General features: G+C 67.0%; 17 protein-coding genes. 14 read left to right on the forward strand and 3 right to left on the reverse strand.

Annotated elements, in window-relative coordinates; genetic code table 11:
• Nucleotides 1-170: 170 nt before the first annotated feature.
• The 3 genes from AC5P9F_RS02470 (at nt 171) to AC5P9F_RS02480 (ending at nt 1,740) form a co-directional block, all read left to right on the forward strand.
• The gene (locus AC5P9F_RS02470; protein ID WP_005408441.1) at nt 171-479 is read left to right on the forward strand and encodes a DUF3861 family protein; all 309 of its coding nucleotides are present in this window, start codon (nt 171-173) and stop codon (nt 477-479) included.
• A gap of 51 nt (nt 480-530) precedes the next feature.
• Nucleotides 531-1,061, forward strand: coding sequence for a hypothetical protein (locus AC5P9F_RS02475; protein ID WP_180873947.1), 531 nt, complete (start codon nt 531-533; stop codon nt 1,059-1,061).
• 82 nt (nt 1,062-1,143) lie between these two features.
• A complete protein-coding gene (locus AC5P9F_RS02480; protein ID WP_049403261.1) occupies nt 1,144-1,740 on the forward strand; it encodes a YceB family lipoprotein in 597 nt (198 codons plus the stop codon).
• A 38-nt stretch (nt 1,741-1,778) separates the two neighbouring features.
• On the opposite strand, the gene AC5P9F_RS02485 is transcribed toward AC5P9F_RS02480, so the two are convergent.
• Both AC5P9F_RS02485 and AC5P9F_RS02490 read right to left on the reverse strand, forming a co-directional pair.
• Entirely contained in the window at nt 1,779-2,321 is a 543-nt protein-coding gene (locus tag AC5P9F_RS02485) for a type 1 glutamine amidotransferase domain-containing protein (protein ID WP_024956948.1), read from the reverse strand.
• Nucleotides 2,322-2,483: 162 nt separating this feature from the next.
• Entirely contained in the window at nt 2,484-2,951 is a 468-nt protein-coding gene (locus AC5P9F_RS02490) for an SET domain-containing protein (protein WP_012479369.1), read from the reverse strand.
• A gap of 208 nt (nt 2,952-3,159) precedes the next feature.
• On the opposite strand from AC5P9F_RS02490, the gene AC5P9F_RS02495 reads away from it, so the two are divergent.
• The 6 genes from AC5P9F_RS02495 to AC5P9F_RS02520 are packed head-to-tail and all read left to right on the forward strand — an operon-like array spanning nt 3,160 to nt 8,791.
• Nucleotides 3,160-3,615 (forward strand): SUF system Fe-S cluster assembly regulator, encoded by a 456-nt coding sequence (locus tag AC5P9F_RS02495; protein ID WP_005408436.1) that lies wholly within the window; start codon nt 3,160-3,162, stop codon nt 3,613-3,615.
• A gap of 17 nt (nt 3,616-3,632) precedes the next feature.
• Nucleotides 3,633-5,108, forward strand: coding sequence for a Fe-S cluster assembly protein SufB (sufB, locus tag AC5P9F_RS02500; RefSeq protein WP_005408435.1), 1,476 nt, complete (start codon nt 3,633-3,635; stop codon nt 5,106-5,108).
• A complete protein-coding gene (locus AC5P9F_RS02505) occupies nt 5,105-5,509 on the forward strand; it encodes a hypothetical protein (protein WP_308680160.1) in 405 nt (134 codons plus the stop codon). Before sufB ends, AC5P9F_RS02505 begins: the two co-directional genes overlap by 4 nt.
• Before the next feature lie 2 nt (nt 5,510-5,511).
• On the forward strand, nt 5,512-6,276 hold the full coding sequence (gene sufC, locus AC5P9F_RS02510; RefSeq protein WP_012479368.1) for a Fe-S cluster assembly ATPase SufC: 765 nt from the start codon (nt 5,512-5,514) through the stop codon (nt 6,274-6,276).
• Nucleotides 6,276-7,538, forward strand: coding sequence for a Fe-S cluster assembly protein SufD (sufD, locus tag AC5P9F_RS02515; RefSeq protein ID WP_059033437.1), 1,263 nt, complete (start codon nt 6,276-6,278; stop codon nt 7,536-7,538). The genes sufC and sufD overlap by 1 nt, the downstream gene beginning before the upstream one ends.
• Nucleotides 7,535-8,791, forward strand: a complete 1,257-nt coding sequence (locus tag AC5P9F_RS02520; RefSeq protein ID WP_005408431.1) for a cysteine desulfurase — start codon at nt 7,535-7,537, stop codon at nt 8,789-8,791. The genes sufD and AC5P9F_RS02520 overlap by 4 nt, the downstream gene beginning before the upstream one ends.
• A 141-nt stretch (nt 8,792-8,932) precedes the next feature.
• Here the strand turns inward: AC5P9F_RS02520 and AC5P9F_RS02525 are convergent, their stop codons facing one another.
• The gene (locus AC5P9F_RS02525) at nt 8,933-9,583 is read right to left on the reverse strand and encodes a transposase (protein WP_111117621.1); all 651 of its coding nucleotides are present in this window, start codon (nt 9,581-9,583) and stop codon (nt 8,933-8,935) included.
• Between the two features lie 206 nt (nt 9,584-9,789).
• On the opposite strand from AC5P9F_RS02525, the gene AC5P9F_RS02530 reads away from it, so the two are divergent.
• The 5 genes from AC5P9F_RS02530 to AC5P9F_RS02550 all read left to right on the forward strand — a co-directional run bounded on the left by AC5P9F_RS02530 (nt 9,790) and on the right by AC5P9F_RS02550 (nt 14,512).
• Nucleotides 9,790-10,329, forward strand: coding sequence for a GNAT family N-acetyltransferase (locus AC5P9F_RS02530; RefSeq protein WP_005408429.1), 540 nt, complete (start codon nt 9,790-9,792; stop codon nt 10,327-10,329).
• Nucleotides 10,326-10,658: a non-heme iron oxygenase ferredoxin subunit gene (locus AC5P9F_RS02535; RefSeq protein WP_005412525.1), complete on the forward strand. Its 333-nt coding sequence runs from the start codon at nt 10,326-10,328 to the stop codon at nt 10,656-10,658. Before AC5P9F_RS02530 ends, AC5P9F_RS02535 begins: the two co-directional genes overlap by 4 nt.
• A gap of 203 nt (nt 10,659-10,861) precedes the next feature.
• The gene (locus AC5P9F_RS02540; protein ID WP_111117620.1) at nt 10,862-11,266 is read left to right on the forward strand and encodes a hypothetical protein; all 405 of its coding nucleotides are present in this window, start codon (nt 10,862-10,864) and stop codon (nt 11,264-11,266) included.
• A 151-nt stretch (nt 11,267-11,417) separates the two neighbouring features.
• Nucleotides 11,418-13,724, forward strand: coding sequence for a TonB-dependent receptor (locus AC5P9F_RS02545; protein ID WP_033835561.1), 2,307 nt, complete (start codon nt 11,418-11,420; stop codon nt 13,722-13,724).
• A 68-nt stretch (nt 13,725-13,792) separates the two neighbouring features.
• Nucleotides 13,793-14,512 (forward strand): tetratricopeptide repeat protein, encoded by a 720-nt coding sequence (locus AC5P9F_RS02550; protein ID WP_012479363.1) that lies wholly within the window; start codon nt 13,793-13,795, stop codon nt 14,510-14,512.
• The last annotated feature ends 7 nt before the right edge of the window (nt 14,513-14,519 follow it).

Raw genomic sequence — 14,519 nt, forward strand, 5'->3', positions numbered from 1 at the left:
GCCGCATACTGGAAAATCCCCGTTCAAGCCCGTCGCCATTAGCCAGGCGCGGCCTGGGCAGGCCCTGGAACGTACCGGGTGGAACACTGCGTGCAGCCCCGGCCATCGCCGCCGGGCACGGCCTTGCCTAAGGTGGGCACATCCTCCACAGCTACGGCGAGCATCCCCTCATGGCCAGCCCCTCCACCCGCTACCGGATCTCGGTGACCCCCATCGAAAAGGACGGGTTGCAGTGCACCGGGCGCTGCACCATCGAACTGGAACATCGCGCCAGCCGCGACCTGATGCGCCTGCTGGAAGCGGCGCCACGCACCGCTGGCATCAGCGGTGATGAACGCGCGACCCTGGTGATCGCCACCCAGCTGCTGCGCGACATCGTGCAGCGCCACGCGGAGACCGATGGACATGCGTTGGCCGCCATCGCCGGGCAGGTGCTGCCGGCACTGGATGCGCTGGAGCAGTTGCCCTCCTCCCGCTGATTCCCGCGCAGCCGATACACTGTCTCCCCCACATCGCCTCGGGGAGGAGGCATGCGCAGGACGCTTTTCCTGATCGCGCCCCTGGCGCTGCTCGGCTGCTCCAAGCCTGCGGCAGCGCCCGATGTTGCGCCAGCGCCGGCTGTCGCCAGTGCCGGAACGCAGGGCATCGCCGGCACCGAAGCGGCGCCCCTGCAGACACCGGCGATCGATCCGCTGTTCGCTGCGGTCGCTGCCGACGCCCAACCACCGTCGGTGATGCTCAACCGCTACGTGATCGCGCTGCTCAACCGCAACCGCAGCGCCAGCGACGCGGCATGGGCGATTCCACCGGCCGACCCGCACCGCGCAGATGACGCTGCCATACGCCAGCTGCAGGGCGTGCGTACGCTGCGGCTGGACAGCGAGCGCCCGGTGGCGCGCGACGGCCAGCACCCTCCCAAGCTGCTGGAGGTGCCGGTGCGGATCCGCGCGGTCACCACCCAAGGCACCTTCCGCTTCGGCGGCTGGTACCGCGTGCAGCCCAGTGCTGATGGCCGCGGCTGGCAGATCCAGTCGGCGCAACTGCGGCCAACGCTGGACTGAACCGTTGCAGCGGCATGCACGCGCGATTCAGCCGCCCCGGCTACTCTTTCCTCCATCCTTTCCCAGTCCAGCGGTCACCGCCATGCGCCTGCGTTCCCTGATGACCCGCCTCGCCGCCTCCACCGTACTGATCGCCGCCGCGATCGGCGCGCAGGCCGCCCCATCCATTTCCGGCCGCGAACTGTCGGTCGGCGCCAGCGATGTGCAGCAGTATCTCGATGGCAGCTTCCCGCGCACCCAGGACGCGTTGGGCGGACTGATCGCCCTCACCATGAGCCACCCCCAGCTGAGCCTCCCGGCCGGCGAGCGCTTGAACCTTGGCATGGACGTGGCACTGGCCACTGCCGGTGGCAGTCCGGCCAAACTGGGTACGGTGAAGCTCAGCAGCGGCCTGCGCTACGACGCGCAGACCCAGGGGTTCCACCTGCAGCAGCCGAGCGTGGATGACTTCACCCCGGCCAACCAGGGCGGTCGTCTCGACTCCCGTACCCGTGGCCTGCTCAACGCCTGGCTGAGCGACTACGCCCAGCGGGAGCCGATCTACAAGCTGGACCCGGCCGTGGCCGGCATGCTTGGCGCGCTGCAGGTGCAGTCGGCACAGGTGAAGAACGGCAAGCTGGTGGTCACCTTCAACCAGAACCTGGGCAACCTGGTGCCGGCAGGCGTGCTGGGCAAGTAAGGTGGTGCCGGCCAGCGGCCGGCACTACCGGTAGCGCATCAGGCGGCAAGTGCCTTGACCACCGCCTCACTGAAGGCTGGGATGTCATCCGGCTTGCGGCTGGTGATCACGTTGCCGTCGACCACGACCTCGGCATCGCGCCAGTTCGCCCCCGCATTGGTCAGATCCTGCTGCAGGGACGGCCAGGACGTCAGCTCGCGGCCATCGGCGAGGCCACTGTTGATCAGCAGCCACGGGCCATGGCAGATCGCCGCCACAGGCTTGCCGGCTTCGTCTACTGCGCGGACGAAGCCGAGTACAGCCTCGTCGGTACGCAGCGTGTCCGGATTGATGACCCCTCCCGGCAGCACCAGGGCATCGAAGCTGGCCGGATCGGCCTCATCCAGCGGAATATCCACTGCAACGGCGTCGCCCCAGTTCTTCTCTTTCCAGCCCTTGATCGTCGCCTCCTTTGCAGGCGACACGACGCTGACGCGCGCGCCTTCGGCTTCCAGCAGACGCTTGGGTTCGGTCAGTTCGGACTGTTCAAAGCCGTGGGTGGCAAGGATGGCAATCTGCTTGCCCTTCAATCGTTCTGCCATGGGTGCACTCCGGTTGGGGGTGCCGACAGAATGGAAGAACGGCCCTTGCACGGCGGTGACCCTGCCGTGCACGGCAGGTGGAGAGCCTCCGGGTGGTGCCGGCCGCTGGCCGGCACCTGGATTGCGCCTTGCCGGCCAGCGGCCGGCACTACCCGGTACCGGTCAGCGCTTGGGCTGCAGCATGGTGCCGGTGCACTTGGGCGAGCCGCAGCGGCACTCCCAGATCTTCTTCAGCTTGGCGGTGTGACGCTCGGCCAGGGTGATGCCGTAGTTGTAGGTCAGCTCTTCGCCGGCCTTGATGTCACGCAGCGCCTCGATGAACACCTTGTCGCCACGGCTGTCACCGTCCTCGTCTTCCTCGATCACCGCCTCGCAGTTCGGGTCGCAGCTGTGGTTGATCCAGCGCGCATCGTTGCCCTTGTAGTTGGCATCGATCACCCAGTCATCGTTGAGGGTGAACAGGAAGGTATGGCCGCTTTCAACGTCGCCGCTATCATCGGCATCAACGTCGCCGTGGCTGCGCAGCAGGCCCTTGTACTGGATCACGCGCTCGCCCTGCTTGATCGGGGCCACGGCGAACACGCCGTTGCCATGGATGGCGGACTTGCGGGCTTGGATCTTCTTCGGCATCGGCACGGGCTGTTTGCAGCGGATGGAACCGGGATTCTCGCCCATTCCGGGTGATTGCGAAAATCACCCCGTTGGCGCAGCATGGCGCCCCGGCGGTGGCCCCGGTGCGTCGTCCCGGTCCGTCCCAGCGCCGGCTGAATGCCCGGGTTGGATGCCGGCGAATAAAAGCGTACAATTTCAGTCCGCTTTAAGAACCGCTCGCATTCCCATGTTGCGTGTCACCAAGCTCACCGATTACGCCACCGTGGTGCTGACCGTGCTTGCCGCCCGTCCGGGCGAGGTGCTCAGTGCCACTGAGCTGGCCGAATTCACCGGCCTGGAGCCGCCCACCGTCAGCAAGGTGCTCAAGCCGCTGGCGCAGGCCGGCCTGGTCGAAGGCCTGCGCGGTGTCCGTGGCGGCTACCGCCTGACCCGCCCGGCCATCGAGATCTCGCTGTTCGAAGTGGTCGAAGCGATGGAAGGGCCATTGGCCCTGACCGAATGCAGCCACGACCACCACCAGTGCGGCATGGCGCCCAAGTGCGGCGCGCGCAGCAGCTGGCGGCTGATCAACGACGTGGTCTCCGAGGCCCTGCGCGATGTCACCCTCGCCCAGATCCTGCCCCCTCTTCCCCTTGCCGATGACGAACAGCGCCGCACCATCGCTGTCGACGTCGTCTCCTGATCCACAGGCAGCCCCCCATGGCCACCGAAACCATCGAAAACGTCGCCCACGACGACACCCCCAACCGCGAGATCCACGAGCAGCTCGGTCGCAAGTATTCGGCCGGCTTCATCACCGAGATCGAATCGGACTCCCTGCCGCCGGGCCTGGACGAGGACACCATCCGTGCCCTGTCGGCCAAGAAGGACGAGCCGGAGTGGATGACGCAGTGGCGCCTGGACGCCTACCGCCACTTCCTGACCATGCCGATGCCGGACTGGGCCAAGCTGGAGATCGCGCCGATCGACCTGCAGGCGCTCAGCTACTACTCCGCGCCCAAGGGCCCGAAGTACGCCTCGCTGGATGACGTGCCAAAGGAACTGCTCGACACCTACGACAAGCTGGGCGTGCCGCTGCACGAGCGTGCCAAGCTGGCAGGCGTGGCGGTGGACGCGGTGTTCGACTCGGTGTCCGTCGGTACCACGTTCCGCAAGGAACTGGCCGAGAAGGGCATCATCTTCTGCTCGATGTCCGAGGCCATCAAGGAACATCCGGAACTGGTCCGCCAGTACCTGGGCACCGTGGTGCCGGTAGGCGACAACTACTTCGCCGCGCTCAATTCGGCGGTGTTCTCCGACGGCAGCTTCGTGTTCATTCCCAAGGGCGTGCGTTGCCCGATGGAACTGAGCACCTACTTCCGCATCAATGCCGGCCACACCGGCCAGTTCGAGCGCACCCTGATCGTGTGCGAGGACAAGGCCTACGTGTCCTACCTGGAAGGCTGCACCGCGCCGATGCGCGACGAGAACCAGCTGCACGCGGCGGTGGTCGAGCTGGTCGCGCTGGAAGACGCGGAGATCAAGTACTCCACCGTGCAGAACTGGTACCCGGGCGACGAGAACGGCGTCGGCGGCATCTACAACTTCGTCACCAAGCGTGCCGAATGCCGTGGCGCGCGCAGCAAGGTCACCTGGACCCAGGTCGAAACCGGTTCGGCGATCACCTGGAAGTACCCGTCCTGCGTGCTGCTCGGCGACGACTCGGTCGGTGAGTTCCACTCCGTGGCGCTGACCCATCACCGCCAGCAGGCCGACACCGGCACCAAGATGATCCACGTCGGCAAGCGCACCAAGAGCAAGATCGTCAGCAAGGGCATCAGTGCCGGCCGTGGCCAGAACACCTACCGCGGCCTGGTGCGGGTGGACCGCAACGCCGATGGCGCGCGCAACTACACCCAGTGCGATTCGCTGCTGATCGGCAAGCAGTGCGGCGCGCACACCTTCCCCTACATCGAGGTGAAGAACCCGGGCGCCACCGTCGAACACGAGGCCACCACCTCGAAGATTTCCGACGACCAGCTGTTCTACTGCCGCGCCCGTGGCATCAGCCAGGAAGACGCGGTGTCGATGATCGTCGACGGCTTCTGCAAGCAGGTGTTCCGCGAACTGCCGATGGAGTTCGCGGTGGAGGCCAAGAAGCTGCTGGAAGTCTCGCTGGAAGGAAGCGTCGGATGATGCGTACGTCTTTGCCCGCACTGTTGCTGCTGGGCCTTTCGCCCTGGGCCTTCGCCAACGCGTCCTGCACCCCCGAAGACCTGGTGGGTGCCACCCCGGTCAAATTGCCCGCCAGCACGGTCATCTCCGCGCCGAAAGAATTTTCGATAGTGCTGACAACGCAGCAGGACGGCAGCTTCGGCGCGATCCGGGCTCGCCTGAGCTCGGGCAACCGTGAGCTGGATCGCGCCGCTGCCGAATCCATCCGACAGGCCTCCCTCGCAGTCTCCTGCCTGCAAGAACCCGGTGAAGAGATCATCGTGGTTTTCTCCGCCCTCCCCGCTCAACCTGGGCAGCCCGGCAACGGCACGGTGCAGATCGTCCGCATCGCCCCCGCAGCCCCGAAACCTACCAAGCCATGACCATGCTGAAGATCGAAAACCTCCACGCCCGCATCGGCGACAAGGAAATCCTCAAGGGCCTGTCGCTGGAAGTGAAGCCCGGCCAGGTGCACGCCATCATGGGCCCCAACGGCGCCGGCAAGTCCACCCTGGGCAATGTCCTGGCCGGCCGCGACGGCTATGAAGTCACCGAAGGCAGCGTGCAGTTCGACGGCGTCGGCCTGCTGGAGCAGGACCCGGAAGCGCGCGCCGCCGCCGGCCTGTTCCTGGCGTTCCAGTACCCGGTGGAAATCCCGGGTGTGAACAACACCTACTTCCTGCGCGCCGCGCTGAACGCGCAGCGCAAGGCGCGTGGCGAGGACGAACTGGACTCCATGCAGTTCCTCAAGCTGGTGCGCCAGAAGCTGGCCGTGCTGCACCTGAAGGACGAGCTGCTGCACCGTGGCGTCAACGAAGGCTTCTCCGGTGGCGAAAAGAAGCGCAACGAGATCTTCCAGCTGGCCGTGCTCGAGCCGAAGCTGGCGATCCTGGACGAAACCGATTCGGGCCTGGACATCGACGCGCTGAAGAGCGTGGCCGACGGCGTCAACGCGCTGCGCGGCGCCGACCGTTCGTTCCTGGTCATCACCCACTACCAGCGCCTGCTGGACTACATCAAGCCGGACGTGGTGCACGTGCTGGCCGATGGCCGCATCGTCAAGACCGGTGGCCCGGAACTGGCGCTGGAACTGGAAGCGCACGGCTACGATTTCCTCAAGGATCGCGTGGTGCGCGAGGCGGCGGTCTGATGAGCGCCCTGCTCGACTCCATGGCCCAGGCCTTCTGCGGCAGCGACGCGCGCCGCGAAGTGCTGGACGCGGCCCTGCGTGACGGCCTGCCGGCCGCGCGCAACGAAGCCTGGAAGTACACCTCGCTGCGCCAGCTGGAACGCCGTGCGTTCGCGGCTGCACCGCTGCAGGGCCCGGCGCTGGACGCCGCGCTGCTGGAGGACATCCCGGCACCGCGCCTGGTGTTCGTCAACGGCCGCCTGGATGCCGCGCTGAGCGATGTGCAGAGCCTGCCGGCCGGCGTGCAGCTGCAGCCGCTGTCGGCCGCACTGGCCTCCGGCGAAGACGCCGTGCGTTTCCTTGGCCGCCGCTACGAGCGCAGCGAAGAGATCTTCGCCCGCCTGAATGCCGCGCTGGCCGATGAAGGCGTGGTGCTGCGCGTGGACGAAGGCGTGCAGGTGGAAGCGCCGCTACAGCTGGTGTTCGCCAGCGTCGCCGGCGATACCGATCTGGCCTGGCACCACCGCCACCTGATCGAACTGCGTGCCGGCGCCAGCCTGGGCGTGGTCGAGCACCGCCTCAGCGTCGGCGATTCGGCGCACCTGGACAACACCGTGCTGCACGCCCATGTCGCCCGCGATGCCGTGCTCAAGCACGCCCGCGTGCAGGCCGGCAGCGCGCGCCAGACCAGCTTCCTGCGTACCGACGCGGTGCTGGCCCGCGACGCGCAGTACCACCGCGTCGACCTGGAACTGGGCGCAGCACTCAGCCGCCACGAACTGAACGTGCGCCTGGAAGGCGACAACGCCCAGCTGACCGCCAACGGCGTGCTGCTCGGCAATGGCCGACGCCACGTCGAGACCCGTCTGGGCATCGACCACATCGCGCGCGATACGAGTTGCGAGCTGCTGTGGCGTGGCGTTGCCGCCAACCGCAGCCGCGTGGTGTTCCATGGTGGCATCCAGATCCGCGAAGGCGCCGACGGTACCGATGCGAACCTGTCCAACAAGAATCTGCTGCTGTCGGCCGACGCCGAGATCGATACCCAGCCGACGCTGGTCATCGACGCCGATGAAGTGAAGGCCGCGCATGGCGCCACCGTCGGCCAGCTCGATGCCAACGCGCTGTTCTACCTGCGCTCGCGCGGCCTGCCGCAGGCACAGGCGCAGGCACTGCTGAGCGCCGCGTTCTGCCACGAGCCGCTGAAGATCCTGCCGGAAGCCCTGCGCGAGCAGCTGGCACGCCGTTTGGACAAGGCCCTGGCCGAGGCGGGTGTGGCATGAACCTGTCCACCCCGCGCCCGATCGAAGAACGCACCGGCGCGCCCGATTGGGATCGCGTCCGCCTCGACTTCCCGCTGCTGATGCGTGAAGTGCACGGCAAGCCGCTGGTCTATTTCGACAATGCCAACACCGGCCAGAAGCCGGTGCAGGTGATCGGCGCGGTGGACGAGTTCTACCGCCGTTACAACGCCAACGTCAGCCGCGCGGTGCATGCACTGGGCAGCGAAGCCACCGACGCCTACGAAGGCGCGCGCAACAAGCTGGCACGCTTCCTCAACGTGCGCCCCAGCGACCTGGTGCTGTGCAGCGGCACTACCTTCGCCATCAACCTGGTGGCGTATTCGTGGGCCCTGCCGCGATTGAAGGCCGGCGACGTGATCCTGATCACGCGCATGGAACACCACGCCAACATCGTGCCGTGGCAGCTGGTCGCACAGCGTACCGGCGCCACCATCCGCGTGGCCGAGATCACGCCTGACGGCGCACTCGATCTGGATGCGCTGCGCGCGGCAATGACCCCGGAGGTCAAGCTGCTGGCGGTCACCCACGTGTCCAACGTGCTGGGCACGGTCAACCCGGTGCGCGAGATCTGCCGTGAAGCGCGCAAGCGCGGCATCATCACCGTGGTTGATGGCTCGCAGGCCGTGCCGCACCGCAAGGTCGACGTGGCCGCGATCGGCTGTGACTTCTACGCCATCACCGGCCACAAAATGTGTGGTCCGACCGGCACCGGTGCGCTGTGGGCGCGCCGCGAGCACCTGGATGCGATGCCGCCGTTCCTTGGCGGCGGCGAGATGATCAAGGAAGTCAGCTTCGACGGCACCGTGTTCAACGATGCCCCGCACAAGTTCGAAGCCGGCACCCCGAACATCGCCGGCTTCATCGGCCTGGGCGTGGCCGCCGACTACCTGCAGCAGCTTGGCCAGGAGAACGTGGAGGCACGCGAGGCTGAACTGCTGGCGCATTTCACCGAAGAGCTGCGCCGCGTCGACGGTCTGCGCATCATCGGCGAAGCACCGGAGAAGGCCGCCGTGGTCTCGTTCCTGATCGACGGCGCGCATGCCCACGACCTGGCAACCCTGCTCGACCTGGAAGGCGTGGCCGTGCGGTCAGGCCAGCACTGCGCGCACCCGCTGCTGCAGTACTTCGGCGTGGCGGCAACCTGCCGTGCCTCGCTGGCGTTCTACAACACGCACGCCGAGATCGAGCGGTTCATGACCGCGCTGACCAAGGTACGGAAGCTGTTGGGCTGAGCCGGCACACCGGGTCAGATCCCTTTCGCGATGCGAAAGGGCTCTGACCCCATCAGCATTCCCGACAGCCGCCGTTGCGACTGCAATGCCCGCCGGATCGCGACCAGATGAACCCGGCATACCGCCCGTAGCACACCGGGGTCAGATCCCTTTCGCGATGCGAAAGGGCTCTGACCCCACCAGCATTCCCGACAGCCGCCGTTGCGACTGCAATGCCCGCCGGATCGCCAGCAGATCCCCCGCCGGAATGCCCGCCTCGATGAACTCCACATAGCGCCTGCGCCGTTCATCCGCATCAGAACCCATCAGCTCGAATGCCGAATGCGGCTCGAGCAGCGCATTGGGCCTGCCACGCGCATTGGCGCGATAGCTGGACCAACGATAGTCGCCGGGATGCGCCACCTTCCCCGCCCGAACCGGGTTGAGCTCTATGTAGCGCTGGCAGGCCAGCAGATAGCGATCCGAATCCACCACCGTGGAGTGAAAGCGCCCTTCCCATAACGTGCCGGTGCGGCCCTGCCGTTCATTCACCCGACGTACGTAGGTCCGGCTCACGGCCTGCATCATCCGTGACAGCCCGCCGCAGACATCAGGCGTTGCCAGAAGATGGACGTGGTTGCCCATCAACACATAGGCGTGAACCCGGCAATGCTGCTGGTGCGCGTGATGACACAGCAGGCGAAGGTAGGCGACGTGGTCGCCATCGGTGAAGAACACGGGCTGGCGGTTGTTGCCGCGCTGGACGACATGTTGCGGATATCCGGGTGCATCGACCCGTCGTGGCCTCGGCATGGGCAGCTCCTGGTAACAGGGGGTCAGAGCCCTTCGCTGCGCAAAGGGATCCGACCCCGAGCATCTGCCGATTCCGCGCCCGTGCCAGTCGGTCCATGGCCTGCCGTTGGGTCAGTAGACGCCGGGGTCAGATCCCTTCCGCGTTGCGAAAGGGATCTGCCCCCTCCCCCATTTGCGCCCGCCCACACCCCACCTAGAATGGGGCCATGAGCACCCTGACCTTCCGCGCCGCCACGCCGGCCGACATCCCCGCCCTGATCGCCCTCGTCACCTCGGCCTACCGTGGCGACGCCAGCCGCGTCGGCTGGACCACCGAAGCCGACCTGCTGGATGGCGCCCGCATCGACGCCGAAGGCATCCAGGCCGACCTCGACCGCCCGCGCTCGACCATCCTGCTGGCCGAGCGCGGGGACCAGCTGGTGGCCTGCGCCCACGTCGCCGATGTCGACGGCAAGGGCTACTTCGGCATGTTCTCGGTCGATCCGGCCCAGCAGGGCGGCGGCGTCGGCAAGCAGCTGATGGACGCCGCCGAAGCACACGCCGCGCGCGAATGGAACGTACCGGTGATGCAGATGACCGTCATCGACGTGCGCGACGAGCTGATCGCCTTCTACGAGCGCCGCGGCTACAGCCGTACCGGCATCAAGAAGCCGTTCCCGTATGGCGACGAACGCTTCGGCATCCCCAAGCGCGACGACCTGCGCTTCGAGATCCTGGAAAAGCCGCTGAACGGAGCCGCCGCGTGAGTGAGGCCTGGACCTTTGTCTGTGCCGGCAACGAGCTGCTGCCGGGTGAAATGAAGAGTGTGTTCGACGAAGTGACCGGCACGCCGATCGTGGTATTCAACCTCGATGGCGAGCTGTACGCACTGGAAGACCAGTGCACGCATGAAGAGTTCGAACTGTCCTCGGGCGAGTTCAACACGACCGAAGGCAGCGTGGAGTGCGTGCTGCACGGCGCGCGCTTCGACGTGCGCGATGGCCGCGCCCTGTGCGCCCCGGCCTACAGCCCTGTGCCCAAGTTCCCGGTGAAGCGCGAGCACGACGCGGTCTGGACCCGCGACGACCGGGATTGAGGCGGCGCTCGGCCCGGAGAGCCCCCCCAGAGGGCGCCTGGCGGAGAGCATCCACCCGTGAGGTGGAATCTACTGGAGTGCACTGAGGGGCCCTCCAAGGCCCTTCCAGGCCATCCAGATCGGCAACCCGATCGCGCATATGCGAATCATTATCGTTGATGTTATTCTACGTAACATCTTCGTAACGACATCGCCCCTGCGCCATGGCTTCGCCCGCGCCCACCGCCACGCTGTGCCAGCTCGCCCGCCAAGGGTGGCCACTGCTCGTGGCCGTGCTGCTGACGTTGCTGCTGAGCTGGTCGGCCTTGCACGAAGGGCGTGGCGGCGATCCGGCCGCGCACGGCTGGCAGGCACACGCTGAAGATCTGCTGCAGGCGATGCCGCTGCCGCAACCGCCAGCCGACGAATGCCCGCAGCACGCCGCACCAGCACCGGAGCCTCCGTTTGATGGCGAGGGCACCTCGCCCTGCACCGGTCTGGTCCCTGCACGCGCCGCTCTGGTCGCGCGTATCCCGCTGTGGCGCTCCGATGCCCTGCGCTGGCAGTTGCATGATCCCGCGCTGCGGTTGAACCCCGGCCACGCACCGCCCGCACCGCACGCCAGCTGAGGCGCCCTGCGGCCGTTGCCGTGCGCCTGATTGCGTTCCCGCCAGCCGAGCCTGGCTCGGCTCTACAGCACCCACCTCCCGCCTGTCGCCGCATGCCCATCTGCGCCGGCTCGCGCTCGCCCTTTCCCGATCCAAGCCACTACCCACCGCCATGACCCACATCACGTCCCGCAAGCACGCCCCGCGCGTTTCCCTGCTCGCCACCGCCACCCTGGCCGCGGGCTTTGCTCCGCTGGCTGCGCAGGCTGCCGACGGCGCCGACGCCGGTTCCCGCAACGCCACCGAGCTGGACAAGGTGCAGGTGCGCGGCAGCTGGTTCAACCCGTCCTCGCCGAAGTTCACCGCCGAGCTGCTGGACACCCCGAAGTCGGTGTCGATCGTGTCGGAGAAGCTGATCGCCGAAACCGGTGCGACCAACCTGCAGGATGCGCTGCGCATGGTGCCGGGCATCACCTTCGGTGCCGGCGAAGGCGGCAACCCGACCGGTGACCGCCCCTTCATCCGTGGCTTCGATTCGCAGAGCAACGTGTTCGTCGACGGACTGCGCGACGTCGGCTCGCAGACCCGCGAGATCTTCGACCTGGAGCAGGTGGAAGTGGTCAAGGGCCCGAGCTCGGCCTACGGCGGCCGTGACTCCGGTGGTGGCAGCCTGAACCTGGTGAGCAAGACGCCGAAGCTGAAGAACGAGACCAGCGCCAGCATGGGCATCGGCACCGACAGCTACGCGCGCGGCACCGTGGACGCCAACTACGTGCTGGGCGATGGCATCGCCGCCCGCCTGAACCTGATGAAGCACGAATCGGACATCGCCGGCCGCGACGCCGCCAACGTCAGCCGCTGGGGCATCGCGCCGTCGATCGCGTTCGGCCTGAACGGACCGGCGCAGCTGATCGCCAGCCACTACCACATGCAGAGCGATGACCTGCCGGACGCGGGTGGCTTCCCCTACAGCAATCCGTTCTCCAGCGGCCCGAACGTGGCCAAGAACGGTGATGGCCGGCCGATGGTGCCGGACCGCAACAACTACTACGGCCTGGTCGACCGTGATTTCCAGCGCACCCGCGCCGACATCAGCACCCTGGATGCCAGCTACGACTTCGGCGGCCACAAGCTGCGCAACATCGCGCGCCTGGGCAACACCAGCAACGACTACCTGTGGACCCAGCCGGACGACAGCAAGGGCAACCCCAACCTGTACGGCACCTTGTGGCGTCGCACCAACACCCGTGCGGTCGACGTCAAGAGCTTCGCCGACCAGCTGGGCCTGACCGGTGCGTTCCAGACCGGCGCGCTCAAGCACAGCTACAGCGCGGGCGTGGAGTACAGCGACGAGAAGATGACCCGTGGCAGCTACCTGATGTCGCCGGGCACCGCCAATCCCCTTGAAAACAGCGCCAACAGCACTCGCTGCCAGGTGTCCGGCGCGGCCACCGGCTACAACTGCACCGACTTCAACAATCCGAACCCGAACGATCCGTGGGCGGCCGGTCAGATCGTCTATCGCAGCGACAAGGCACTGGACGTCGAGCAGCGCACCAAGACCACCTCGGCCTACGTGTTCGACACCATCGAGCTCAATGAGCAGTGGATGATCAACCTCGGCCTGCGCTACGACGACTTCCGTACCACCCTGACCACTCCGGTGGCCGGCAAGGCACCGACCCGCGTGCGCAACAGCAACGACTTCCTGAACTACCAGGCCGGCGTGGTGTTCAAGCCGGCCGCCAACGGCAGCATCTACCTGTCCTGGGGCACCTCCTCGACCCCGCCGGGCATGGACGGTGGCGACGGTTCGGACGGCCTGAGCGCCGCCGTGGCCGACCTCAAGCCGCAGGACACCAGGAACCTCGAGCTGGGCACCAAGTGGGACCTGTTCGACAAGCGCCTGAACCTGACTGCCGCGATCTTCCACACCGTGATGAACAACGCACGCGTGACCATCGACAACGGCACCAGCCAGAACGCCGGCAAGAAGGAAATCAACGGCTTCGAGCTGGGCTTCACCGGCCAGCTGACCGATGCCTGGAGCCTGTACGGCGGCTACACCTACCTGGACTCGGAACTGAAGGACAACGGTTTCGTCTGTGGCGCACCGGTGGGCCGCACCTGTCCGTCCAACGTCTACGTGCCGTCGCCGAACAACGGCAACGTGTTCCCGAACACCGCCAAGCACAGCGCCAACCTGTGGACCACCTACCGCTTCCCGATCGGCCTGACCATCGGCGCCGGTGCGTTCTACTCGGACAAGCAGTACGGTGACGTCGCCAACACCAAGTGGATTGCCAGCTACACCCGCTTCGACGCGATGGCCAGCTACGCGATCCAGGACAACATCAGCCTGCAGCTCAACGTGCAGAACCTGACCGACAAGACCTACTTCACCAAGGCCTATGCCTCGCACTACGCGAGCATCGCCCCGGGTCGCTCGGCCACCCTGGCACTGAACGTGAAGTTCTGATGTAACTGCGCTCCACCACGGCGGCAGGCTCTCCTGCCGCCGTTTTTGTTTCCGGCGATACTCACCCCATGGCAACCCGTACCCCCATCGACAGCGACGCTCTTGCCGCGCTGCTGCAGCACGATCCGCAGGCTGCCTTCGCACGCGTGCGCGACGCCGCGCAGGCCGGACAGGTCGAGGCACAACTGCTGCTCGCGCAGATGCACATGGAAGGCAAAGGCACCGCACAGGACGCCTCGGCGGCACGGCTCTGGTACGAGACCGCCGCCAACAACGGCGCGCCGATGGCGATGAACATGCTGGGCCGCTGCCACGAACTGGGCCAGGGCACCGCACCCGACCCGGTGCTGGCCGCGGTGTGGTACCGGCGCGCGGCCGACACCGGCCTGGACTGGGGCCTGTACAACCTGGCCAACCTGCTGGCCACCGGCCGCGGCGTGACCCAGGACCGCGCACAGGCACTGACCCTGTACACCCGTGCCGCACACCTGGGCCATGCCAAATCGATGAACCTGCTGGCCCGCCACCTCGAAGACGGGCTGGATACCGCACCCGATCCGCAGGCAGCGCTGGCCTGGTACCAGCGCGCGGCCGAAGCCGGTGATTTCCGCGGCCAGGCGAACTACGCCTCGATCCTGCTGCAGGCCGGACAGGTCGAGCAGGCCGTGCACTGGTTGCGGCTCGCACTGGCCCACGGCAGCCCGGCGTTCATGGCGCACATCGTGCCCGAACTGGCCGCGTCGCCGCATCCACAAGTGCGCGCCCTGGTCGCGCCGCCGTCCCTCTGAGGAGCCC

The sequence above is a fragment of the Stenotrophomonas sp. YJH_SMC_4 genome (assembly GCF_059371575.1).